This window comes from Streptomyces xinghaiensis S187 (assembly GCF_000220705.2).
Classification (GTDB): domain Bacteria; phylum Actinomycetota; class Actinomycetes; order Streptomycetales; family Streptomycetaceae; genus Streptomyces; species Streptomyces xinghaiensis.
Genome location: NZ_CP023202.1, coordinates 6,165,000 through 6,188,845, shown reverse-complemented (window position 1 = coordinate 6,188,845; position 23,846 = coordinate 6,165,000). Strand labels below are relative to the sequence as shown.

The window sequence follows — 23,846 nt, the reverse complement described above, 5'->3', positions numbered from 1 at the left end:
CTAGAGCGGGGTGACGTACGCGCCCGCGAGCCCGCCGTCGACCAGGAACTCCGCCGCGTTGACGAAGGAGGAGTCGTCGCTGGCGAGGAAGGCGACGGCCGCGGCGATCTCCTCCGGCTCGGCGAAGCGGCCCACGGGGACGTGCACCAGCCGGCGCGCGGCCCGCTCCGGGTCCTTGGCGAACAGCTCCTTCAGCAGAGGGGTGTTGACCGGCCCGGGGCACAGGGCGTTGACGCGGATGCCCTCGCGGGCGAACTGCACGCCCAGCTCGCGGGACATCGCGAGCACGCCGCCCTTGGAGGCGGTGTAGCTGATCTGGGAGGTGGCGGCGCCCATCCTGGCGACGAAGGACGCCGTGTTGATCACCGAGCCCTTCCGCTGCCGCCGCATGTACGGGATGGCGTACTTGCAGCAGAGGTAGACGGAGGTGAGGTTGACCTCCTGGACGCGTTTCCAGGCGTCGAGGCCGGTGGTGAGGATCGAGTCGTCGTCGGGGGGCGAGATCCCGGCGTTGTTGAAGGCCACGTCGACCGAGCCGTACGTCTCGTACGCCGTCCGGAACAGCGCCTCGACCTGGCTCTCGTCGGTGACGTCCACGGCGGCGAACAGCCCGCCGGTCTCCTCGGCGGCGGCCTTGCCCGCCCGCTCGTCGATGTCCGCGCAGACGACGTTGGCGCCCTCGGAGGCGAGCCGGCGGGCGGCGGCGAGGCCGATGCCGCTGCCCGCTCCGGTGACGACGGCGGTGCGCCCGGGGAGGCGGCGGCACAGGGGCTGATCGGTCACGGGGTTCTCCTCGCTGGTCGGTGCCGGGGGTCGGGCCGCGGGCGGCGGCGGGGGGCCGGCGCTCCCGGACGCCGGGGCGCACGGGCGTGCCCCCGGGCGTCGTCACTCGTCGGTGCTGATGAACACGTTCTTGGTCTCGGTGAAGGCGGCGAGCGCGCCCGGGCCCAGCTCCCGCCCGATCCCGGACTCCTTGTAGCCGCCGAACGGGGTCGAATAGCGCACACTGCTGTGCGAGTTGACGGAGAGGTTGCCGGCCGCCACCGCGCGGGAGACCCGCAGGGCCCGTCCGGTGTCCCGGGTCCAGACCGAGCCGGACAGCCCGTAGCGGGTGGCGTTGGCCAGCCGTACCGCCTCCGCCTCGTCCTTGAAGCGCTGGACGACGGCGACGGGCCCGAACACCTCCTCGACGGCGGCGCTGCCCGCCCCGGCGGCCTCCAGGACGGTCGCGGGGTACCAGAAGCCCCTGCCCGCGGGGGCCGTGCCCCGGATGGCGGCGGGCGCGTCCTCGGGGACGTGGGACCGTACGCGCTCCCGCTGCGCGGCCGAGATCAGCGGGCCCATGAGGGTGGCGGGGTCGGCCGGGTCGCCGGCCGTGAAGGCGTGCACGGCGGGTTCGAGCAGTTCCATGAACCGGTCGTAGGCGGAGGCCTGCACCAGGATGCGGCTGCGGGCGCAGCAGTCCTGGCCGGTGTTGTCGAGGAAGGAGCCGGGGGCGGCGGCCGCGGCCCGTTCGAGGTCGGCGTCGGCGAAGACGAGGTTGGGGCTCTTGCCGCCCAGTTCGAGCGTGACCCGCTTGACGTGCGCCGCGCACTTCGCCATGACGGACTTCCCGACGGCGGTGGAGCCGGTGAAGACGACCTTGGCGACGTCCGGGTGTTCGACGAGGGCGTTGCCGGCGACGGGCCCGGTGCCGGGCAGTACCTGGAAGAGCCCTTCGGGCAGTCCGGCCTCGAGCGCCAGTTCGGCCAGGCGCAGCGCGGTCAGCGGAGTGGTCTCCGCGGGCTTGAGGAGGACGGCGTTGCCCGCCGCCAGGGCGGGGGCGGTGCCCCAGGCGGCGATGGGCATCGGGAAGTTCCACGGGGCGATGACGGCGACGACGCCCAGCGGCTCCAGGAAGGTGAGGTTCACCCCGCCCGCGACCGGGATCTGGCTGCCGGTGAGGCGCTCCACTCCGCCGGCGGCGTAGTCGAGCAGGTCCCGCACGTTGCCGGCCTCCCAGCGGGCGTTGCCGAGGGGGTGCCCGGCCTCGGTCACCTCCAGCCGCGCCAGTTCCTCCAGCCGCCCGTCGACGGCGGCCGCGAAGCGGCGCAGCAGCCGGGCCCGGCCGGCGGGCGCGAGGGCGGCCCAGGCGCGCTGGGCGGCGGCGGCCCGGGTCACGGCGGTGGCGACGTCCTCGGCGGTGGCGGCCGGGACGGTCGCGACAGTCTCCTCGGTCGCGGGGTTGATCACGCGAAGCTGGTGCACGGCTGTCCGCTCTCCCCGGGGCCCGGTCGCCCCTGTCGTGCTGTGCTGGTGTGGTGTGCCGGCGTGTGCCGTGTCCGCCCGCCGCGGTCTCCGGCGCCCATGGTGGCCGGTGCCGGGCCCCGGGCGGGTCCGGCGCGCGTCACATCCGCTCGAAGGAGCGGTAGCGCTCCCAGTCGGTGACGGCGCTGTCGTAGGCCCGCTGCTCGACGCGCGCCATGGTGAGGTAGTGCTCGACCACCTCGTCGCCGAAGGCGGCGCGGGCGAGCGGGCTGGCCTCCCAGCGGTCCGCCGCTTCGCGAAGGGTGGTGGGGACGTGCTCGGCGTCGCCCGCGTAGGCGTTGCCGGTGCAGGGCTCACCCGGGTCGAGCTCGTTCTCGATGCCGTACAGCCCGGCGGCGATCATGCCGGCGACGGCGAGATACGGGTTGACGTCCCCGCCGGGCAGCCGGTTCTCCAGCCGGTGCGAGCGGCCGTGGCCGATGACGCGCAGCGCGCAGGTGCGGTTGTCCGGCCCCCAGGCGACGGCGGTGGGCGCGAAGGAACCGGGGCGGAAGCGCTTGTAGGAGTTGATGTTGGGGGCGTGGAGGAGGGTGAAGTCCCGGAGCGCGGCGAGCTGTCCGGCGAGGAAGTGCCGCATCGTCGCGGACATGCCGTACGGGCCGGAGTCGTCGGCGAGGACGGGGCGGCCGGCGTCGTCGCGCAGCGAGAGATGGATGTGGCAGGAGTTGCCCTCGCGTTCGTCGTACTTGGCCATGAAGGTGAGGGCCACGCCCTCCTGGGCGGCGATCTCCTTGGCCCCGGTCTTGTAGACGGAAGTCTGGTCGCAGGTGGTGAGGGCGTCGTCGTAGCGGAAGGCGATCTCGTGCTGGCCGAGGTTGCACTCGCCCTTGGCGGACTCGACGACCAGGCCCGCGGCGGCCATCTCGGTGCGGATGCGGCGCAGCAGCGGTTCGACGCGGCCGGTGCCGAGGACGGAGTAGTCCACGTTGTACTGGTTGGCGGGGGTCAGCCCGCGGTAGCCGCCGTTCCAGGCCTCCTCGTAGGAGTTCCTGAACACCATGAACTCCAGTTCGGTGCCCACCTGGGCCGTCCAGCCGCGCTCGGCGAGCCGGTCGAGCTGGCGGCGGAGCACCTGGCGCGGCGAGGCGGCGACGGGGGTGCCGTCGTGCCAGGAGAGGTCGGCGATGAGCAGGGCGGTGCCCGGGTTCCACGGGGTGCGGCGCAGGGTGGCGGTGTCGGCGGTCATGCGGAAGTCGCCGTAGCCGCGCTCCCAGGAGGCCATGGCGTAGCCGTCGACGGTGTTGAGGTCGACGTCCACGGCGAGGAGGTAGTTGCACCCCTCGGAGCCGTGCTCCAGGACCTCGTCGAGGAAGAACGGGGCGGCGAACCGCTTGCCCTGGAGTCTGCCCTGCATGTCGGTGAAGGCGAGGACGACGGTGTCGATCTCGCCGCTGTTGGCGAGCCGTCGCAGTTCCTCGACGGAGAGCGGGGGCGTGCGTCCTGCCACGGTGTGTCCTCCTGGGGTCCGGAGCCGGTCCGGGGCGCGCGGGCGGAGCGGGCAGGAGGTCTCCCGCCGTGTCGCCGCGGTACCGGAGGCCATAAGGTAGCCGCTGAGACCATTGGCTGGGAAGAGGTGGCCATGAGCGGGGACGGCGCGCCGGACGCGGAGTCCGGTGGTGTGGAGTCCGGTGGCACGTCCGGGAGCGCGGAGCCCGGGAGCGCGGACCGGCTCGCGCCGGTGCTGCGCCCGGTCCGGGCGGGCAACGGCTTCGAGGAGGCGCTGGAGCAGATCCTCCAGGTGCTGCGCCTGGGCCTGGTGGAGCCGGGCGGGCGGCTGCCGTCCGAGCGGGAGCTGGCGGGGCGGCTGGGCATCAGCCGGGTGACGCTCCGCGAGGTGCTGAAGGTGCTCGCCGACCAGGGGCTCGTCGAGAGCCGCCGCGGCCGCTACGGCGGAACGTTCGTCCTGCCGGGCCCCGGAGCGGGCGGCGGCGCGGAGGCCGGACTGCGGCGGAGGATCGCGGAGGTGGACGTCGAGGACGCGCTCCGGTTCCGTGAGGTGCTGGAGGTCGGGGCGGCCGGCCTGTGCGCGGAGGACGGCCTCACCGGCCGCTCGGCGGACCGGCTGCGCGCCGCGCTGGCCGCCACCCGCGACGCGACCCCGTCGGACTACCGGCGGCTGGACACCCTGCTCCACCTGACGCTGGCGGAGCTCAGCGGCTCCCCCACCCTGGCCGCCCAGTACGCCGCCGTCCGGGCCTCCCTGAACGACCTGCTGGACCGCATCCCGCTGCTCGTGCGGAACCTGGAGCACTCGCAGCGCCAGCACACGGCGCTGGTGGAGGCCGTCCTGGAGGGTGACGCGGACGGCGCCCGCGAGGTGATGCGCGAGCACTGCGCGGGCACGGCGTCGCTGCTGCGGGGGTTCCTGGCCTGAGCCGTACGGGGACGGCGCCGCGGTCCGGGCCGGAACGGGCCTCCGGCGCGCGGCAGCCGGGCGGGCGGCCCGGCGGGCCCGTCCGCACGGCCGGCCCGCCTTCGGACAGCCGGCCCGTCCCCCGTACGGCCGGCCCCGTCCCCCGTACGGCATGGGGCACGCCGGGTGGGGAAGTGATGGCCCGTCACGGAGCGCGGGACCGTCAGGTGTTTACCGGCGGTTAACGCACACCCCTTGCGCGCGGCCGCCCGCCGGGGCAATGGTATGGCGCTAAACCATTGCCCCCAGGCAGGAGCGGCTCATGGCCGACGGCATCGACTCGCGCCCCGCAACCCCGACCACCGCACCGCCGGGCGGCGGCTCCCCCGGCCCCGGCGCGCAGGGACACCACCCGCACCACGGCTACCTGGAGCGGCGCTCGCTGCGCCAGGGCAGCGCCGGCTGGCTGCTGCTGACCGGCCTCGGCGTCGCGTACGTCGTCTCCGGCGACTTCTCCGGCTGGAACTTCGGCCTCGCCGAGGGCGGCTTCGGCGGACTCGCCGTCGCCACCGTCCTCATGGGCCTGATGTACACCTGCATGGTCTTCGCCCTGGCCGAACTGGCCGCCATCCTGCCCACCGCGGGCGGTGGCTACGGCTTCGCCCGGCGGGCCCTCGGCACCTGGGGCGGCTTCCTCACCGGCACCGCGATCCTCATCGAGTACGTCCTCGCCCCGGCGGCGATCTCCATCTTCATCGGCGACTACGTGGAATCCCTCGGCCTGTTCGGCCTGGAGTCCGGCTGGCCGCTGCAACTCGCCTGTTTCGTGGTCTTCGTCGGCATCCACCTGTGGGGCGTCGGCGAGGCCCTGCGGTTCAGCTTCGTCGTCACCGGGATCGCCGTGGCCGCTCTGCTGATCTTCGCCGTCGGCGCGTTCACCGAGTTCGACGCCTCCGGCCTCAACGACATCCCGGCCGACCCGGACGCCTTCGGCTCCAGCTCCTGGCTGCCGTTCGGGCTGCTGGGCATCTGGGCCGCCTTCCCGTTCGGCATGTGGTTCTTCCTCGGGGTGGAGGGCGTGCCGCTGGCCGCCGAGGAGACCCGCGACCCGGCCCGCACCCTGCCGAGGGCCATGGCCCTGTCCATGGGGATCCTGCTGCTGCTCGCGCTGATCACCTTCCTCGCCGCCACCGGCGCGCGCGGCTCCGCCGCCGTCCAGGACGCCGGCAACCCGCTGGTCGCCGCCCTGCAGGGGGACGGCGAGCCGACCCCGCTCAGCCGCTTCGTCAACTACGCGGGACTGGCCGGCCTGGTCGCCTCCTTCTTCTCCCTCGTCTACGCGGGCTCCCGGCAGCTCTTCGCCCTCTCCCGGGCCGGCTACCTCCCCCGCTTCCTCTCCCTCACCAGCCGCCGCAAGGCCCCCTGGCTCGGCCTGCTCGTGCCGGGTGCGATCGGCTTCTCCCTGGCCGCGGCGACGGGCGACGGCGCCCGGATGCTCAACGTCGCCGTCCTCGGCGCCACCATCTCCTACGCCCTGATGTCGCTCTCGCACATCGTGCTGCGCCGCCGCGAGCCGGACCTGCCGCGGCCGTACCGCACGCCGGGCGGCGCGGCCACCTCCGCGGTGGCGTTCGTCCTGGCCTGTTCGGCGCTGGTCGCGACCTTCCTGGTGGACCAGGACGCCGCGCTCATCACCCTCGGGGTGTACGCGGTCGCCGTGGCCTACTTTGCCTTCTACAGCCGCCACCGGCTCGTCGCCGCCGCGCCGGAGGAGGAGTTCGCCGCGCTGGCCGCCGCCGAGGCCGAACTGGAACGCGACTGACGGCGGCCGCCCGGCCGCGGCAGCCGCAGGCGCGCCGGGACGCGGACGGAGACCGACACAGGAGCAGAAGCGGAACGGAACCGGCGGCGGGAACGGAGACGGGGACGGTACGGCCCGGGCGGGACCCGGGGGCCCGTACCCGGACCCGGACCCGCTTGGCCGGAAACCCGGACCGTGCCCGACGGGAGGAGCCCGACCGTGCCCGAGCCCAGGCCGCTGATCGGCGTGAGCACCTATCTCGAAGCCGTGGCGCGCTGGGGCGTCTGGGAGCAGGGCGCGGCCCTGCTCCCGTCCGGCTACCACCGGCTCGTCCAGCGCGCGGGCGGCCTCGCCGCCATGCTGCCGCCGGACGAGCCGGCCGCGGCCGCCGCCGTGACCGCCCGGCTCGACGCCCTCGTCGTCGCGGGCGGCCCGGACGTGGAACCCGTGCGGTACGGGGCCGCCCCGCACCCCATGACCGGGCCGCCCGCGCGTGAGCGGGACGCCTGGGAGAGCGCGCTGCTGGAGGCCGCGCTGGAGGCCGGCACGCCGGTGCTCGGCATCTGCCGGGGCATGCAGCTGCTCAACGTGGTGCTGGGCGGCACCCTGGTCCAGCACCTGCCCGAGACCGCCGGGACCGGCTGTGCGCACGGCGGGCCGCCCGGGGTCTTCGGGTCGCACGTGGTGAAGCCCGTGCCGGGGACCGTGCTGGCGCGGGCCCTGCCGGAGGCGGTCACCGTGCCCAGCTACCACCACCAGGCGGTGGACCGGCTCGGCCGCGGGCTGGTCCCCAGCGCGTACGCCGAGGACGGCACCGTGGAGGCGGTCGAACTCCCGGGCGCCGCTGGGCTGGTGCTCGGCGTGCAGTGGCACCCGGAGGCCGGTGACGATCCGCGCGTGATGGAGACCCTGGTCCGGGCCGCCCGCTGAAGGGGCCCGCGCGACCGGCACCCCGTCCGGCCGCACCCCCGTGAACGGCCGGACGGGCCGGGCCGCGCCGGCCCGCCTCCGGCATTCTGGCCCGCGGGCGGCCGCGGACCCAACCGGATTTCCGGGCCCCCCGCCCCGGCGGACCGGGCCGCCGGACGCCGGGACCGCCCCCACCGGAGCGAACGGGGAACCGCGCGCCGCGGCCGGAGGCGGGCCCCTCCCGGGGGACCCGGGGCATCCCGCACCGCCCAAGCACCGCCCGGCGACGCCCGGCGCTGTCGGTCCCCTGGGGCATCATCGGGAGCGTGACCCGACGCCTGATGCTTCTCGACACCGCCAGCCTCTACTTCCGCGCCTACTTCGGGGTGCCCGATTCGGTGAAGGCCCCCGACGGCAGCCCCGTCAACGCGGTGCGCGGACTGCTGGACTTCATCGCCCGGCTCGTCCACGACCACCACCCGGACGACCTCGTGGCCTGCATGGACGCCGACTGGCGGCCCGCGTGGCGGGTCGAGCTGATCCCCACCTACAAGGCGCACCGGGTCGCCGAGGAGAAGCCCGGCGGCCCCGACACGGAGGAGGTGCCCGACACCCTCTCCCCGCAGGTGCCGGTGATCGAGGAGGTGCTGGACGCCCTCGGCATCGCCCGCGTCGGCGTGCCCCGCTACGAGGCGGACGACGTGATCGGCACCCTCACGGCCCGCGCCCGGGGCCCGGTGGACATCGTCACCGGGGACCGCGATCTCTACCAGCTCGTGGACGACGCCCGCGGGGTGCGGGTCCTCTACCCCGTCAAGGGCGTCGGCACCCTGCAGCTCGTCGACGAGGCCGCCCTCCGCGAGAAGTACGGGGTGGACGGCGCCGGTTACGCCGAGCTGGCGCTGCTGCGGGGCGATCCCAGCGACGGCCTGCCGGGCGTCCCCGGCATCGGGGAGAAGACCGCCGCCAAGCTGCTCGCCGCCCACGGCGATCTCGCCGGGATCATGGCCGCCGTCGGTGACCCGGCGTCGAAGATCAGCCCGGCGCAGCGCAGACGGCTGGACGAGGCCCGGGAGTATCTGGCGGTGGCGCCCACGGTCGTACGGGTCGCCTCCGACGTGCCGCTGCCCGAGTTCGACCCGGCGCTCCCCCGCGCGCCCCGCGACCCGGCCGCGCTCGGCCGCCTCGCGGAACGCTGGGGCCTCGGCGGCTCCCTCCAGCGGCTGCTCACCGCTCTGGAGAACTGAGGCGGATCCCGCCGCGCCGGGGCGGCCGCGAGGCCGCGGCCGCCCCGCCGGTCCGCCTCAGCACCCGGCCCGCCGTAGCCCTCCTCAGCCCACCGAGGAGTAGGCCACCACCCCGCGGAGCATCCCGTCCACCGCGCGCCGGGCGTTGCGGCGGATCGGGGTGCCGTCCGGCGCGGCCTCCGCGATCTGTCCCAGGACGTCGATGACCTGCTTGCACCAGCGGACGAAGTCACCGGCGGGCATCTCCACCTCGCGCAGCACCTCGTCCAGCCCGTGCCCGGACGCCCAGCGGTAGGCGGACCAGGCGAAGCCCAGATCCGGCTCCCGCTGCCCGACGCCCTCGGTCTGGTTGATCCGGTGCTCCTCCTCCAGCGCGTCCAGCCGCCCCCAGATGCGCACCATCTCGCCCAGCGCCTGCTGGGCGGCGCCGGTGGGCAGCTTGGGCGGCAGGGCGTCGTCGGCCGAGCGGGCCTCGTAGACCAGCGCCGAGGCGCAGGCCGCCAGTTCGGCCGGTTTGAGGTCGTTCCAGACCCCCGCGCGCAGGCACTCGGAGGCCAGCAGGTCCAGCTCGCCGTAGAGCCGGGCCAGCCGGCGGCCGTCCTCCGTCACCTCGTCGCCCCGGAGATAACCGAGGTCCGACAGCAGGGCGTAGACCCGGTCGAAGGTGCGGGCGATGGTGTTGGTCCGGCCCTCGATACGGCGCTCCAGCTGCCGGGTGTCCCGGCGCAGCCGGTGGTAGCGCTCGGCCCAGCGGGCGTGGTCCTCCCGGTCCGAGCAGCCGTGGCAGGGGTGGGCGCGGATCTCGGTGCGCAGCCGGGCGATCTCGGCGTCGTCGGCCGCCGGGGCGCGGCCCCTGCGGTGGCGCTCGGGGGTGATGTGCCCGGCGCGGGTGCGCAGCGCGGAGGCCAGGTCCCGGCGGGAGTGCGGGGAGCGGGCGTTGAAGGACTTGGGGATGCGCATCCGGTCCAGCGCCTCGACGGGCACCGGGAAGTCGATCGACGCGAGCCGCTTGACCTGCCGCTCGGCGGTGAGCACCAGCGGGCGGGGCCCGTCGTGGTGGTCGAAGCCGCGGTGGCCGTTGGAACGCCCGGCGGGCAGGCCCGGGTCGAGGACCAGCGCCAGCCCGGCGTACTTGCCCGTCGGCACATGGATGACGTCACCCGGCCGGAGCTTCTCCAGGGCGGCCGCGGCCGCCACCCGGCGCTGCGCCGCGCCCTGCTTGGCGAGTTCGGTCTCCCGCTCCTTGAGGTCGCGGCGGAGACGGGCGTATTCCTCGAAGTCGCCGAGGTGGCAGGTCATGGAGGCGCGGTAGCCCTCCAGGCCCTCCTCGTTCTTCTGCACCTGGCGGGAGATGCCGACGACCGAGCGGTCCGCCTGGAACTGCGCGAAGGAGGTCTCCAGCAGTTCCCGGGAGCGGTGCCGCCCGAACTGGGAGACCAGGTTGACCGCCATGTTGTACGAGGGCTTGAAGGAGGAGCGGAGCGGATAGGTGCGGGTGCCGGCCAGCCCGGCCAGCGCCTCCGGGTCCATGGCACGCTGCCAGAGCACCACCGCGTGGCCCTCGACGTCGATGCCGCGGCGCCCGGCCCGGCCGGTGAGCTGGGTGTACTCGCCCGGCGTGATGTCCGCGTGCTGCTGGCCGTTCCACTTGACCAGCTTCTCCAGCACCACCGAGCGCGCGGGCATGTTGATGCCCAGGGCCAGCGTCTCGGTGGCGAAGACGGCCTTCACCAGGCCCTGGACGAACAGCTCCTCCACGACCTCCTTGAAGGTGGGCAGCATGCCGGCGTGGTGCGCGGCGATGCCCCGCTCCAGGCCCTCCAGCCACTCGAAGTAGCCGAGGACGTGCAGATCCTCGTCGGGGATGGTGGCGGTGCGCCGCTCGACGATCTCCCGGACCCGGCGGCGGGCGGGCTCGTCGTTGAGCCGCAGGCCGGCGGCCAGGCACTGCTGGACGGCGGCCTCGCAGCCGGCGCGGCTGAAGATGAACGTGATGGCGGGCAGCAGGCCCTCGGCGTCGAGCCGGTCGATCACCTCGACCCGGCTGGGCGTCCAGATCCGGCTGCGCTGGCGGCGTTCGCGCTCGCGGTCGGCCTCGCGGAGGACGCGGCCGCGCCGGCGGTCGCGGGGGCCGGTGGGGCGGCTGTTCTCCATCCTGGCGAGCCGGACCAGATCGGGGTTGACCTCGCGGCGCCCGGCGCCGTCCCGCCCGCTCTTCTCCTCGAAGAGGTCGTACATCCGCCGGCCGGCCAGGACGTGCTGCCAGAGCGGTACGGGACGGTGCTCGGAGACGATCACCTCGGTGTCGCCGCGCACGGTGTCCAGCCAGTCGCCGAACTCCTCGGCGTTGGAGACCGTCGCGGAGAGGGAGACGAGGGTGACGGACTCGGGGAGGTGGATGATGACCTCCTCCCAGACCGCGCCGCGGAAGCGGTCGGAGAGGTAGTGCACCTCGTCCATGACGACGTAGCCGAGGCCCGTCAGCGACTGGGAGCCGGCGTAGAGCATGTTGCGCAGCACCTCGGTGGTCATGACGATCACCGGGGCCTCGCTGTTGACGCTGTTGTCGCCGGTCAGCAGGCCGACCTTGGCGGCGCCGTAGCGCTTCACGAGGTCGTTGTACTTCTGGTTGGAGAGCGCCTTGATGGGCGTGGTGTAGAAGCATTTGCGGCCCTGGGCGAGGGCCAGGTGGACGGCGAACTCGCCGACGATGGTCTTGCCGGAGCCGGTGGGCGCGGCGACCAGGACGCCCTTGCCGGCCTCCAGGGCCCGGCAGGCGTCGATCTGGAACGGGTCCAGGTCGAAGTCGTACATCGCGCGGAACGGGAAGAGCGCGGTGGTCTGCTCGGCGGCGCGGCTCCGGGCTGCGGCGTAGCGCTCGGCTGGGGACATGTCGTCGGTCATCGTATTCACGAGCCTACCGGCCGCCTCGGACATCCCAGCGATCTTTTGCGGGAGCCCGGGCCGGAGCCGGGTCCCCCCGGTCAGGGGACGAGCAGCCGCACCGCCTCCGGCACGGTGGCGGCGGTCAGCGGCAGCGGACCGAGCGGTTCCCCGTCGGCGTAGCCGGTGACCCCGGGCGCCTCCAGGGTGACGCTCCGGGCACGCAGGGCGGTCACGGCCGGGTGGGAGAGATGGCTGCCCCGGTAGACGCGGGGGAAGACCCGCAGCAGCGTGGTCCGGCTGCAGGGGCCGACGACCGTGATGTCGAAGAGCCCGTCGTCGGTCCGGGCCCCGGGGCAGATCCGCATGCCACCGCCGTAGGAGGGGGCGTTGCCCACCGCGACGAGGGTCGCCTCGACCTCCCGCGCGGGCCCGCCGTCGAGACCGATCCGGTACGGGACGGTGCGCAGCGCGGCCAGTTCGGCGAGGAGCGCCAGGTCGTAGCGGAAGCGCCCGACGGGGCCGCGGAGCCGGTTGCCCCGGTCGTTGACGCGGGAGTCGAGGCCGGAGGCGAGCACGGTGCCGAACCAGCGGTCCCCGGCCCGGCCGAGGTCCGTGGGGCGCCCGCCGTGCTCCTTGAGCGCGGTGGCGGCCACCACGGCGGCGGCGGCCGGCTGCCGGACCGGCAGGCCGTGGGCGCGGGCGTAGTCGTTCCCGGAGCCGGCGGCGACCACGCCCAGCGGCACGTCGCTCCCGGCCACGGCCTGGAGGGCGAGGGAGACCATGCCGTCCCCGCCGACGGCGATCAGGGCGCCGGTGCCGGCGGCGACGGCCGCCCGGGCGCGGTCCAGCGCATCGGCGGCGTCGGTGCCGAGCACGGTCCGCACGGAGAAGCCGGCGTCCCGCAGGGCGCGCGCCGCCGGTCCGGCGGCGCGCGCACCGCGGCCGCGCCCCGCGGTGGGGTTGACGAACAGGGTGATCTCGCTGGTCACGCCGGGACTGTATCCGGTCGGCCGCATCACTGTAACCGCTGGTACGGAAGCAGTTCCTCCCGCGGGCCGGCCCGCCGCCGCGGAGCCCCGCGAAGGGCGCTACGTGGCGTCGTCGTAACCGTTCACCCGGGGGCCGTTCTCCTCGCGGGTCTGCTGCGGCAGCGCGGCCCGGCCGGAGCCGACCGGCTCGATCTCGTCGACGGCCTCAGGGGTCAGATCGAGCTGCGAGGCCTCGTCGTCGCTCAGCTCCGCGTCCGGGTTCCTGCGGCGGCGCCGGCGGTCGTTGGCGAGCGCGATGCCGACCGCCAGGAAGTACAGCAGGACGATCGGTGCGGCGAGCGCCAGCATGGTCAGCGGGTCACCGGTGGGGGTGGCGAACGCGGAGAAGACCGTGATGCTCATGACCATCCACCGCCACCAGCCGGCCATCCGGCGGCCCGAGATGACTCCGCCGAAGTTCAGCATGACCAGCAGCAGGGGCAGCTCGAAGGCGAGCCCGAAGACGACCACGAGCCGGGTGACGATGTCGAGGTAGTCGTCCAGGCGGACGAGGTTGCTGAGTCCCAGGCCGTCCGGGGTCAGCCCGATGAGGGCCGCGGCGCTGGTGGGAAGGATCAGATACGCGAAGTATCCGCCCGCGACGAACAGCGGGAGGCCCACGCCCGCGAACATGAGGGCGTATTTCTGTTCGTTCCTGTGGAGGCCCGGCGCGAGGAACGCCCACAACTGATAGAGCCAGACCGGGCATGCCGCCACCACGCCGGTCATGAGCCCCACCTTGATCATGATGGTGAACGGCCCGAGGAGGCCGTCGACCGTCAGCTGGGCGCAGTTGTCGCCCTTCTCGGCGAGATCGGTGAAACTCGCCGTACAGCCCACGGAGTCCCGGATCGGGGCCGTCAGCCAGTCGGCGATCTCCTCGTAGAACCAGAACGCGGCAATGGTGACCACGAGGACCGCCAGCACGGCTTTGAGCAGACGGTCGCGGAGCTCACGCAGATGCTCCGCGAGCGGCATCCGCCCCTCTGGGTCCTTCTCCCGCTTGCGGGAAGACTTCAGCAACCCCACGTTCCTCATCTTGTGCGGCGGCCTCGGCCGCCGGGAGTGGCTCTACGACGACGGTGTCAGCTCTGCTGGGAGGCGTGGCCCGGTTCGGACACCGGACGGGCACTGCTCACATCACCGGGGGCGGCCTGGATGGTGCGCGGCGCGGGAGGAGCCGTCTGCCCGGACTCGGGGGCCGCGGGCTCCTGCCCGCCGGCCGGGGTCTCGCCGTCCTTCTTCATCGCCTTGGCCTCGCTCTTGAGGATGCGGGCCGACTTGCCGAGGGAACGGGCCATGTCGGGAAGCTTCTTGGCGCCGAACAGCAGCAGGATGACAAGGATGATCAGTACGATCTCAAGAGGCTTCAGGTTGGCGAACATCTGCGTGTACCTACTCCCCGAGGCGGCGTCTGGTGGGGTCTTGCCGGGGGAATCGGGGACGCCCGACCTCCCGCGCACAGCATCGTAACGCGCAAGGGTGAACGGCGGGCAATCCCTCCGCGCACTCCCGGTTGCGGCCCCGCCTCTGCATAGAGACCGCACACGCCAGCGTACCTCCCCCGCCGCCCGGGGAAAGAGGGCCGGACATCCGGGGGGAGGAGCCGGGGGGCGAGCCTGCCGGCGCCGGACCGCCGCGGACGGGGACACGCCGGCCCGCGCCGTGCTCAGCCGCCGTCCGGCGCGCCCGGCCGGGCGGCGAGCGGGGTCGCGGCGCGCTCCACGTCCTCGGCCGCGCGTTCGATGCGCCGCGAGGCCTCCGCCACCTGCCGGGACAGCCGGCGCACCTCGGTGAAGACGCGGGCGGCCAGGACGCCGAGGACGGCGATCCCGCAGAAGGCGAGGGCGACGGCGGTCATGGGCCAGAACATGGAGGGGAGCCTAGCCGAGCGGGACCGTGCGGCGCCGGGCCGGTCAGACGGTGGAGTGCAGCCGCAGCGTGCGGACGCCGCCGCCGGTCAGCAGTTCCACGATCCGCTCCCCCGCCGGCTTGCGGACCGCCGACCCGCACTCGGGGCAGGTGAAGGAGTAGAAGGTCGTCCGGTCGCTGGCGCCGATGGCCAGCCGTATGGCCTCGGAGGCCAGCTCGAACCGGCCCCGGCAGTCCGGGCACGCGGCCTTGTAGAGCACCGCGGTGGTCACCGTCTCCATCCCCGTCCTCCGTCTCGTCATCCGCCGTAGGCCGCCAGGGCCCGTCCCGCCGCCAGCCGGGCGCTCTCGGCCAGGTCGGCGGGCGAGACGATGCGGCCGTCACCGCCGAGCCGGAGCGCGAGCCGGCGCAGGCTCGCGGGGTCGGGGGTGCGCAGGGTGATCCGCAGCCCGCCGCCGTCGAGTTCCTCGGCGCTGTCGTGCGGGTAGTACTCGGCGACCCATCGCCCGCCGGGGCCGACCTCGACGACGACCTCCGGGTCCTCGGCGGACGGCTGGACCAGCCCCTCGGAGAGATCGCGGAGTTCGAGCTGCGGCGGGTCCGCGGGCTCGTCCAGCAGCCGGATCTCGGCGACCCGGTCGAGGCGGAAGGTGCGCCGGGCCTCGGAGGTCCGGCACCACGCCTCCATATAGGTGTGGCCGACGGCGAACAGCCGGATCGGGTCGACCTCGCGTTCGGTGAGCTCGTCGCGGGCGGGCGAGTAGTAGCGCAGCCACAGCCGGCGCCGCTCGGAGATGGCGCGGTCGACGTCGGCGAAGACCCCGCCCTCGGACTCGAAGGTGACCGACAGCCGGGAGCTGGCCCCGGCGGCCTCGCCGGCCGCCGCCTCCAGTTTCGCGGTGGCGCGCAGCAGGGCCTGCCGGTCGCTCTCCCGCAGACCGGGGAGGGTGGCGACGGCGCGGGCGGCCACCAGCAGGGCGGTGGCCTCGTCGGCGGCCAGCCGCAGCGGGGCGCCGGAGCTGCTGCCGGCGGCGTCCGGGTTCCGCCACCAGATGCGGTCGCCGTCGGTGTCGATGTCGAGCAGGTCCCCGCCGCGGAAGCTGGTGCCGCACATCGGCAGGACGTTGAGGTCGGCGATGAGCTCGTCCTCGGTGACGCCGAAGGCCCGGGCGACGTCGCTGACGCGGGCGCCGGGGCGTTCGCGCAGATAGGTCACCAGGGAGAGCATCCGGCGGGTCTGGTCAATCGCGTTGGTGGCCATCGGCGGTCTCGTCGTCCCTCGTTCTCTCGGCGTCTCTCAGCCCTTGGCCACGGCGCGCAGCCGCTCGACCACATCGGTCCGCAGCTCGGCCGGTTCCAGAACGACCACATCGGGCCCGAACTCCACCAGCCAGGCGTCCAGTCCGTGCCCGTACGGGATCTCCAGCTCGTCCCAGCCCTCCCCGGCTTCCCGGACCGAGAGGGCCCGCGCCCGCAGCGGATAGCCGGCACCGGCCCGCAGCCGGATCCGGGCCGTGCTGGTGGCGATCTCGCCGGCCCAGCGCTCGACCGTCTCGCGGACGGTGACGTGGTCGGGCACCGCGGCGGTGAAGGCGCCGGCGCGCGACTTGACCCGGCCGGTGATCCGGGAGAGCCGGAAGACCCGCTCGGCGCCCCGGTCCCGGTCCCAGCCGGCGAGGTACCAGTGGCCGCGGCAGCACTCCAGGGTCCAGGGATCGACATGCCGGGTCTCCGGGCGGGCGGCCGTGGCCTTGCGGTACTCGAAGACCACCGGGCGGCGGTCGCGGCAGGCCAGCATCAGCGGTTCGAAGGCGGGTTCCTGGGCCGGGATCCGCGGTTCCAGGGCGCTCTGGCCGGTGTAGGCGTCCTCGGCGAGCGGCATTCCGGCCGCCCGCAGCTTCTGCAGCGCACCGCTGGCCGCGCCCGCGAGCCGGGCCTGCTGCCACACCTTGGCGGCCAGTTGCAGGGCGGCGGCCTCGGAGGCGTCGAGGGCGACGGGCGGCAGCCGGTTGCTGTCGCGGTGCGCACGGTAGCCGATGTCGCCGTCGAAGCCCTCGACCGTCTCGATGACCAGGCCGAGCTCGCGCAGATCGTCCTTGTCCCGCTCGAACATACGGTTGAAGGCCTCGTCCGTGGCGGCCTCGATGTACGCCTCGATGGAGGCCCGGAGCTCGCGCTTGCTGAGCGGACGCCGGGTGCCCAGCAGGCACAGCGCCAGATTCATCAGCCGCTCGGCCTTGGCAATGGCCATCGACGCCCTTTCTCGTTGTGCTCCCCGGTCGATGACCGTACCGCTCCGGAGGTCACCGGCAAAAGCGAGGGCCCATGCCTTGACGGCACGGGCCCTCGGGGATACGGCCTGGCAGCGGCCGGTGTGTCAGACCGCCACGAGATCGCAGACGAAGATCAGCGTCTCGCCCGGCTTGATGCGGCCGCCACCGGCGCCGCGGTCGCCGTACGCGAGGTGCGCCGGGATGGTCAGCTGGCGGCGGCCGCCGACCTTCATGCCCTGCACGCCCTGGTCCCAGCCGCTGATGACCTGGCCCACGCCGAGCTGGAACTGCAGCGGCGTGCCGCGGTTCCAGCTGGCGTCGAACTCCTCGCCGGTGCTGAAGGCGACGCCCACGTAATGGACGGAGACGGTGTCCCCGGCCTTGGCGACGGGGCCGTCGCCCTCCCAGATGTCCTTGATCTCCAGGTCGGCCGGCGGCTCGCCGCCCGGGAAGTCGATCTCGGGCTTCTCGATGCTCACTGAAGTTGCTCCTAGAAAGAATTTCTGTCGGCGAAACCGTAACAGTCCGGCGGAGAGGCCGTGATCACGCGATGCCGAGGATGTCCACGACGAAGACCAGGTCGGACTTGATCTGCTTCTGCTGCTCCTCGGTCAGCTCGTCCTGCGGGACGACGAGCATGACCCTGCTCCCGGCCTTCTGGCCCTTGAGACCCTCGCTCCAGCCGGGCATCTGGGCGATCGGGACGTCCTGCGGGGTGCCCTGGGCCCAGGTGTCGCCGCCGGCCTTGCCGTCCTTCCACAGGGTCAGACCGTAGTGGACGTTCAGGGTGTCCTTCGCGCCCACTTCCTTGCCGGTGCCCTCGATGATCGTCTTGGTGACGACCTTCCCGGGCGCGTCCTTCCCCTTGGGGATGGTCACCTTCGGCGCCTTGTCGTCGGTCTCGGTGCCGACCTTCGGCAGCTCCGCGTCGGTCTGCGGGACTTCCTCGCCCTCGGGCCGGGTCGGCATGACCTTCTTGAGGTCCACGACGAAGACCAGGGTGGAGTTGGCGGGGATCTTCTCCTGCTCCTGCTTTCCGTACCCCTTGTCCGGCGGGATGACGAGCTCGACGCGGCTGCCGAGCTTCTGGCCGACCAGGCCCTCGTCCCAGCCCTTGATGACCTTGCCGGTGCCGATCTGGAAGGTGCTCGGCTCGCCGCGGTCGTAGCTGTTGTCGAAGACCTCGCCCTCCCACGTCTGCCCCAGGTAGTGGGCGTTCAGGGCCTCGCCCTTCTTCACCTCCGCCCCCTTGCCCTCCTTGAGGACCTTGACCTTCAGGCCCTTGGGCGGGTCGCCCTCACCCTTGGCGACCTTCGGCTTCTTGCCGTCCTCGCCGGAGACGGCGGGGACGGCACCGGACTTGCCGTTGGACTTCGGGTCGTCGTCGCCGCAGGCCGCGACGGAGACGAGCAGCAGGGGAACAGCCAGCAGGGCTGCGATTCGGCGCACTGTGAATTCCTTGGGGGGCTGCGGTGGGAACGGAACGGATGGTGCCACTCTAACCACGGGCGGCACGGCGGCGGAGAGGTCCGGATGAGCCGGACCTCTCCGCCGCCGTGCCGCCGGCCGCCGTCACATTCCGGCGATCAGCTTCTCCACCCGGTCGTCCACGGACCGGAACGGGTCCTTGCAGAGGACCGTGCGCTGCGCCTGGTCGTTGAGCTTGAGATGCACCCAGTCCACCGTGAAGTCACGGCGCTGTTCCTGGGCGCGGCGGATGAAGTCGCCGCGGAGCCGGGCCCGGGTGGTCTGCGGCGGCACCGACTTGCCCTCGAAGATCTTGAGGTCGTTGCAGACCCGGGCGGCCTGGCCGCGCCGCTCCAGCAGGTAGTAGAGCCCGCGGCGGCGGTGGATGTCGTGGTAGGCGAGATCTATCTGGGCGACCCGCGGGTGGGACATGGTGATGTTGTTCTTGGCCCGGTAGCGGTCCAGGAGCTTGTACTTCATCACCCAGTCGATCTCGGTGCCGACGCGGTCGAGGTCCTCGTCCCGGATGGCCTCCAGGGTCCGGCCCCACAGCTCCAGCACCCGCTCGACGGTGCCGGTGCGGATGCCCCGGCGCTCGCAGAAGTCGACCGCCTTCTCGTAGTACTCCTGCTGTATCTCCAGGGCGGACGCCTCCCGTCCGCTGGCGAGCCGCACCTTGCGGCGGCCGGTCATGTCGTGGCTGACCTCGCGGATCGCCCGGATCGGGTTCTCCAGGGTGAGATCCCGCATGACGGTGCCCGCCTCGATCATGCGCAGCACGAGGTCGGTGGCACCGACCTTGAGCAGCATGGTCGTCTCGGACATGTTGGAGTCGCCGACGATCACATGGAGCCGGCGGTAGCGCTCGGCGTCGGCGTGCGGCTCGTCGCGGGTGTTGATGATCGGCCGGGACCGGGTGGTCGCCGAGCTGACGCCCTCCCAGATGTGCTCGGCGCGCTGGCTGACGCAGTAGACGGCACCGCGCGGGGTCTGCAGCACCTTGCCGGCGCCGCAGATCATCTGCCGGGTGACGAGGAACGGGATGAGGATGTCCGCGAGCCGGGAGAACTCCCCGTGCCGGGCCACGAGGTAGTTCTCGTGGCAGCCGTAGGAGTTTCCCGCCGAATCGGTGTTGTTCTTGAAGAGATAGACGTCGCCCGCGATGCCCTCCTCGTGCAGGCGGCGCTCGGCGTCGACGAGCAGTCCCTCGAGAATGCGCTCGCCCGCCTTGTCGTGCGTGACCAGTTCGATCACGTTGTCGCACTCGGGTGTCGCGTATTCCGGGTGCGAACCCACGTCCAGGTAGAGGCGGGCACCGTTGCGCAGAAAGACGTTGCTGCTCCGGCCCCAGGAAACGACACGGCGGAAGAGGTAGCGCGCCACTTCGTCAGGAGACAGCCGGCGCTGTCCCCTGAACGTGCACGTGACGCCGTACTCGTTCTCCAGCCCGAAAATGCGGCGGTCCATGCCTGAACATTACGCCTTGCGGCCCGCTCTGAAACCGGGTTCGGCAGCACCGTTCCGATCATTTTCCCGATCACTTTCCGCCATTGGCGCGTGATCGCTCCCCCACGCGAGCTGCGAGGACGCCGCGGGCGCCGGGCGGCACGGGGAATCCGCCCCGCCCGGCGGGCGGGGCGGAGCCGCGGGGCCGGACACGGCCGTGCCCCGGCGGGACCGGAGGGGTCCGCCGGGGCACGGAGGGCGCCACGGGGCGCGGGTCACTCCCCGTCGTCGCCGGACTCCGGCTCATCGGCGGCATCCTCGTCACCGGCGGACGCGCCGCCACCCGGCTCCAGGAGACGGGAGAGCCGGCGGCCCTCGACGCGGCGGAACTTCCGCTTCTGCGGGCGGGTGCGGTCGAGGACCGCGACCTCCAGCCGCTCGGCGGGGATCTCCCGCTCGCCGCCGTTGGTGTCCCGCGAGAGTGCCTGTACGGCCAGCTTGAGCGCCTCGGGGAGGGTCATGCCGTCCCGGTGCCGCTGGTCCAGGAAGGTGCTGATCTGCTCGGAGTTGCCACCGACCGCGACGGAGCCGTGCTCGTCCACGATCGAGCCGTCGTGCGGCAGCCGGTAGATCTGGTCGCCCTCGGGGGTCTCCCCCACCTCGGCGACCACCAGTTCGACCTCGTACGGCTTCTCACCGGCGCTGGAGAAGATGGTGCCGAGGGTCTGGGCGTAGACGTTGGCGAGCCCGCGGGCCGTCACATCGGCCCGGTCGTAGGTGTATCCCCGCAGGTCGGCGTAGCGCACACCGCCGATGCGGAGGTTCTCGTACTCGTTGTACTTGCCCGCCGCCGCGAAGGCGATCCGGTCGTAGATCTCGCTGAACTTGTGCAGCGCGCGGGACGGATTCTCGCCGACGAACACGATGCCGTCGGTGTACTGCAGGACGACGAGGCTGCGGCCGCGCGCGATGCCCTTGCGGGCGTACTCGGCGCGGTCGGCCATGGCCTGCTGGGGTGAGACATAGAACGGTGTCGACACCGGCTATCCGTCCCTTTCTGTCCGTGTCGGTGACAAGTGCATTCCGGTCCTCCGGCCTCAGAGGAGCGCGGCCCGGGGGCCGTCCGGCTCCTCGAGCCGGCGCTCGTGGACCGCGCGCGAGATCTCGGAGGACTCGTCCTCCGGGAGCCGCCGGAAGCCCTCGTCGGTGATGACCGTGACAACGGGGTAGATGCGGCGGGCCATGTCCGGTCCGCCGGTCGCCGAGTCGTCGTCCGCGGCGTCGTAGAGAGCCTGTACGACCAGAGTGAGGGCCTGGCGTTCGGTCAGGTCCTCACGGTAGAGCTTCTTGAGGGCGCCGCGGGCGAAGACGGAGCCCGAGCCGGTGGCGGCGTATCCGCGCTCCTCGGAGCGGCCGCCCGTGATGTCGTAGCTGAAGATCCGGCCCTTCTCGCGGTCGGTGTCCCAGCCGGCGAAGAGCGGGATGATGGCCAGGCCCTGCAGGGCCATGCCGAGGTTGCCGCGGATCATCGTGGAGAGCCGGTTGGCCTTGCCCTCCAGGGAGAGCTGCGTGCCCTCGACCTTCTCGAAGTGCTCGAGCTCCAGCTGGAAGAGCTTGACCATCTCGACCGCGAGCCCGGCCGTGCCCGCGATGCCGACGGCGCTGTACTCGTCGGCGGGGAAGACCTTCTCGATGTCGCGCTGGGCGATGATGTTGCCCATCGTGGCCCGCCGGTCACCGGCGAGCACCACGCCGCCGGGGAACGACGCCGCGACGATCGTCGTGCCGTGCGGCGCCTCGATCGCGCCCTGCACCGGGGGCAGCGGCCGGCGGCCGGGGAGCAGCTCCGGCTCGTGCTCGGCGAGAAAGTCCATGAAGGAGGAGGACCCCGGGGTCAGGAAGGCAGCCGGCAGACGCCCGGGCTTGCGAGGGTTGGCTTCCACACGTTTCCTTCCACAGATGCGGCGGCCCGGCACATCGCCTCGGGCCGGTCCCTGAACTTCCCTGTGCCGGACGTCGTTCGGTGAGAACCCGGCACGTCCCGGACCTTACCCGTCTCCCGGCCGTGATCCACATGTTCCGCGGGAGAAGCGGATCCCGGGGAGCGGCGTCCGGTGCGGCGCCGCTCCCCGGGAACGCCCGCGGTCGTCCGCCGCGGCGGACTGAGGCGCCCGCCGGCCGCCCCGGAGGCCCTCCGGCCCTCTGGGGCGGCGGGGGCAGGCGCCGTACGCCGCGGTGTCCCTGCGCACCGGAGGCGCCACGCGGCGTGGCGCCTCCGGTGCCGGGTGCGGCCTACTCGCCGCCCTTCTGCACGAAGCTGCGCACGAAGTCCTCGGCGTTCTCCTCCAGGACGTCGTCGATCTCGTCCAGGACGGAGTCCACGTCGTCGGACAGCTTCTCCTGGCGCTCCTTGAGGTCTTCCGAGGCCTCCGCCTCCTGCGTGGTCTCCTCGGTCTCCTGTGTGGAACGCGTGGCCTTCTGCTGGCCGCCGCCGGTGTCCTTCGTCGCCATATCCCTCACCCCGCTCGGTTCGACCCAGCTTGATCGGACGGTCAAGATCAGACCCTACAAGGCGGGTCCGACATCGGCTCTCTGCTGTCCCGCACTCCTCCTGAGAGCCGGGTGTCATACCCATGGTTCCCTGGCCGGGGCCGTTTCAGCCGCCGGAGAGCACCCGGACCAGATCTTCCGCGGTGCGGCAGCGGTCCAGGAGTTCCTTGACGTGGTCCCGGGTGCCCCGCAGGGGCTCCAGGGTGGGTACCCGCTGAAGCGAGTCCCGACCCGGCAGATCGAAAATCACCGAATCCCAGGAGGCCGCGGCCACGTCGTCCGCGTACTGCTCCAGGCAGCGGCCACGGAAGTAGGCCCGGGTGTCCTCGGGCGGCTGTGCGACGGCCCGCTCGACCTCGTTCTCGTCCAGCAGCCGCTTCATCCTGCCGCGGGCGGCCAGCCGGTTGTACAGGCCCTTGTCGGGCCGTACGTCGGCGTACTGCAGATCGACGAGGTGGAGCCGGGGGGCGTCCCAGTCCAGGCTGTCACGGCGCCGGTAGCCCTCCAGCAGCTCCCGCTTGGCCACCCAGTCCAGCTCCCCGGCCAGGCTCATCGGATCACGCTCCAGGCGGTTCAGGACGTCCTCCCAGCGCGTGAGCACGTCCCGGGTCTGCTCGTCCGCGTCGGAGCCGTAGCGGTCCTCCACGTACTTGCTGGCCAGTTCGTAGTACTCCATCTGGAGCTGGACGGCGGTGAGCGTCCGGCCGCTGCGGAGGGTGATCGCCTTGCGCAGCGAGGTGTCGTGGGAGACCTGGTGGAGCGTGCGGACGGGCTGGTCGACGGCGAGGTCCACGGCGATGAAGCCGTCCTCGATCATGGACAGCACCAGGGAGGTGGTGCCGAGCTTGAGGTAGGTGGAGAGCTCGGAGAGGTTGGCGTCGCCGATGATCACATGGAGCCGGCGGTACTTCTCGGCGTCCGCGTGCGGCTCGTCGCGGGTGTTGATGATCGGCCGTTTGAGGGTCGTCTCCAGTCCGACCTCGACCTCGAAGTAGTCGGCGCGCTGGCTCAGCTGGAAACCGTGCTCGTGGCCGTCCTGACCGATGCCGACCCGGCCGGCGCCGGTGACGACCTGCCGGGAGACGAAGAAGGGCGTCAGGTGCCGCACGATGTCCGAGAACGGGGTCTCCCGCTTCATCAGGTAGTTCTCGTGCGTGCCGTAGGAGGCGCCCTTGTTGTCGGTGTTGTTCTTGTAGAGGTGGATCGGCTGGGCGCCGGGGAGCTGGGCCGCGCGCTCGGCGGCGGCCGCCATGATCCGCTCCCCCGCCTTGTCCCAGAGCACCGCGTCGCGCGGGTTGGTGATCTCCGGGGAGCTGTACTCGGGATGCGCGTGGTCGACGTAGAGCCGGGCGCCGTTGGTCAGGATGACGTTGGCCAGGCCGATGTCCTCGTCGGTGAGCTGGCTGGAGTCCGCCGTCTCGCGGGCGAGGTCGAAGCCGCGGGCGTCCCGCAGCGGGTTCTCCTCCTCGAAGTCCCAGCGGGCGCGGCGCGCCCGGTGCATCGCCGCCGCGTAGGCGTTGACGATCTGGGACGAGGTGAGCATGGCATTGGCGTTCGGGTGCCCCGGAACGGAGATCCCGTACTCCGTCTCGATGCCCATTACTCGCCGTACGGTCATGCGGCCCTCCTTGCCCGGCACCGCCCCCGGACGGGGTCGGCGCTCAAGTACCGCTGCCTCTCCGATGCGCGTGCGGTGCCCGTCCCCGC

The 23,846-nt window shown here is 72.9% G+C and carries 22 protein-coding genes; 4 read left to right on the top strand and 18 right to left on the bottom strand.

Translation table 11 applies throughout. The annotated features are described in order from the left end of the window. From SXIN_RS26385 to SXIN_RS26375, 3 genes are all read right to left on the bottom strand, one after another. Positions 1–783, bottom strand: coding sequence for a 3-oxoacyl-ACP reductase (locus SXIN_RS26385; RefSeq protein ID WP_039817674.1), 783 nt, complete (start codon positions 781–783; stop codon positions 1–3). Between the two features lie 102 nt (positions 784–885). After that, a complete protein-coding gene (locus tag SXIN_RS26380) occupies positions 886–2,247 on the bottom strand; it encodes an aldehyde dehydrogenase family protein (RefSeq protein ID WP_095757629.1) in 1,362 nt (453 codons plus the stop codon). 139 nt (positions 2,248–2,386) lie between these two features. Next, on the bottom strand, positions 2,387–3,754 hold the full coding sequence (locus SXIN_RS26375; protein WP_019708841.1) for a glutamine synthetase family protein: 1,368 nt from the start codon (positions 3,752–3,754) through the stop codon (positions 2,387–2,389). A 132-nt stretch (positions 3,755–3,886) separates the two neighbouring features. Here SXIN_RS26375 and SXIN_RS26370 point away from each other — a divergent pair, with 132 nt between their 5' ends. From SXIN_RS26370 to SXIN_RS26355, 4 genes are all read left to right on the top strand, one after another. Next, positions 3,887–4,681 (top strand): FadR/GntR family transcriptional regulator, encoded by a 795-nt coding sequence (locus tag SXIN_RS26370; RefSeq protein WP_019708842.1) that lies wholly within the window; start codon positions 3,887–3,889, stop codon positions 4,679–4,681. 301 nt (positions 4,682–4,982) lie between these two features. Further along, positions 4,983–6,482 carry an ethanolamine permease gene (eat, locus tag SXIN_RS26365; RefSeq protein ID WP_019708843.1) on the top strand — a complete coding sequence of 500 codons (1,500 nt, stop codon included), beginning with the start codon at positions 4,983–4,985 and terminating at the stop codon, positions 6,480–6,482. 198 nt (positions 6,483–6,680) lie between these two features. Next, a complete protein-coding gene (locus tag SXIN_RS26360; protein WP_238153871.1) occupies positions 6,681–7,391 on the top strand; it encodes a gamma-glutamyl-gamma-aminobutyrate hydrolase family protein in 711 nt (236 codons plus the stop codon). A gap of 320 nt (positions 7,392–7,711) precedes the next feature. Further along, the gene (locus SXIN_RS26355; protein ID WP_019708844.1) at positions 7,712–8,617 is read left to right on the top strand and encodes a 5'-3' exonuclease; all 906 of its coding nucleotides are present in this window, start codon (positions 7,712–7,714) and stop codon (positions 8,615–8,617) included. An 84-nt stretch (positions 8,618–8,701) separates the two neighbouring features. On the opposite strand, the gene SXIN_RS26350 is transcribed toward SXIN_RS26355, so the two are convergent. The 15 genes from SXIN_RS26350 to dop form a co-directional block, all read right to left on the bottom strand. Beyond that, positions 8,702–11,521: a DEAD/DEAH box helicase gene (locus SXIN_RS26350; protein ID WP_019708845.1), complete on the bottom strand. Its 2,820-nt coding sequence runs from the start codon at positions 11,519–11,521 to the stop codon at positions 8,702–8,704. Positions 11,522–11,601: 80 nt separating this feature from the next. After that, on the bottom strand, positions 11,602–12,492 hold the full coding sequence (locus SXIN_RS26345; RefSeq protein ID WP_095758208.1) for a diacylglycerol kinase: 891 nt from the start codon (positions 12,490–12,492) through the stop codon (positions 11,602–11,604). 99 nt (positions 12,493–12,591) lie between these two features. Then, on the bottom strand, positions 12,592–13,554 hold the full coding sequence (gene tatC / locus SXIN_RS26340; RefSeq protein ID WP_039821224.1) for a twin-arginine translocase subunit TatC: 963 nt from the start codon (positions 13,552–13,554) through the stop codon (positions 12,592–12,594). A gap of 62 nt (positions 13,555–13,616) precedes the next feature. Further along, positions 13,617–13,916: a Sec-independent protein translocase subunit TatA gene (gene tatA / locus SXIN_RS26335; RefSeq protein ID WP_019708848.1), complete on the bottom strand. Its 300-nt coding sequence runs from the start codon at positions 13,914–13,916 to the stop codon at positions 13,617–13,619. A gap of 284 nt (positions 13,917–14,200) precedes the next feature. Further along, positions 14,201–14,404, bottom strand: a complete 204-nt coding sequence (locus SXIN_RS26330; RefSeq protein ID WP_095757628.1) for a hypothetical protein — start codon at positions 14,402–14,404, stop codon at positions 14,201–14,203. Between the two features lie 43 nt (positions 14,405–14,447). Beyond that, complete coding sequence (locus SXIN_RS26325; RefSeq protein WP_050930639.1) at positions 14,448–14,705, bottom strand: hypothetical protein; 258 nt, start codon at positions 14,703–14,705, stop codon at positions 14,448–14,450. After that, a complete protein-coding gene (locus SXIN_RS26320; RefSeq protein WP_095757627.1) occupies positions 14,702–15,664 on the bottom strand; it encodes a helix-turn-helix transcriptional regulator in 963 nt (320 codons plus the stop codon). The genes SXIN_RS26325 and SXIN_RS26320 overlap by 4 nt, the downstream gene beginning before the upstream one ends. A gap of 36 nt (positions 15,665–15,700) precedes the next feature. Beyond that, positions 15,701–16,654, bottom strand: coding sequence for a helix-turn-helix transcriptional regulator (locus SXIN_RS26315; protein WP_019708850.1), 954 nt, complete (start codon positions 16,652–16,654; stop codon positions 15,701–15,703). A gap of 126 nt (positions 16,655–16,780) precedes the next feature. Then, a complete protein-coding gene (locus tag SXIN_RS26310) occupies positions 16,781–17,155 on the bottom strand; it encodes an FKBP-type peptidyl-prolyl cis-trans isomerase (protein WP_019708851.1) in 375 nt (124 codons plus the stop codon). 64 nt (positions 17,156–17,219) lie between these two features. Then, positions 17,220–18,125: an FKBP-type peptidyl-prolyl cis-trans isomerase gene (locus SXIN_RS26305; RefSeq protein WP_019708852.1), complete on the bottom strand. Its 906-nt coding sequence runs from the start codon at positions 18,123–18,125 to the stop codon at positions 17,220–17,222. 123 nt (positions 18,126–18,248) lie between these two features. After that, positions 18,249–19,610, bottom strand: a complete 1,362-nt coding sequence (gene pafA, locus SXIN_RS26300) for a Pup--protein ligase (RefSeq protein WP_019708853.1) — start codon at positions 19,608–19,610, stop codon at positions 18,249–18,251. 254 nt (positions 19,611–19,864) lie between these two features. Beyond that, a complete protein-coding gene (prcA, locus tag SXIN_RS26295) occupies positions 19,865–20,629 on the bottom strand; it encodes a proteasome subunit alpha (protein ID WP_019708854.1) in 765 nt (254 codons plus the stop codon). Between the two features lie 57 nt (positions 20,630–20,686). Further along, positions 20,687–21,532 (bottom strand): proteasome subunit beta, encoded by an 846-nt coding sequence (prcB, locus tag SXIN_RS26290; RefSeq protein ID WP_019708855.1) that lies wholly within the window; start codon positions 21,530–21,532, stop codon positions 20,687–20,689. A 349-nt stretch (positions 21,533–21,881) separates the two neighbouring features. Next, positions 21,882–22,100 (bottom strand): ubiquitin-like protein Pup, encoded by a 219-nt coding sequence (locus tag SXIN_RS26285; RefSeq protein ID WP_019708856.1) that lies wholly within the window; start codon positions 22,098–22,100, stop codon positions 21,882–21,884. 145 nt (positions 22,101–22,245) lie between these two features. Then, positions 22,246–23,757 carry a depupylase/deamidase Dop gene (gene dop, locus SXIN_RS26280; protein WP_337589362.1) on the bottom strand — a complete coding sequence of 504 codons (1,512 nt, stop codon included), beginning with the start codon at positions 23,755–23,757 and terminating at the stop codon, positions 22,246–22,248. Between the last annotated feature and the right edge of the window lie 89 nt (positions 23,758–23,846).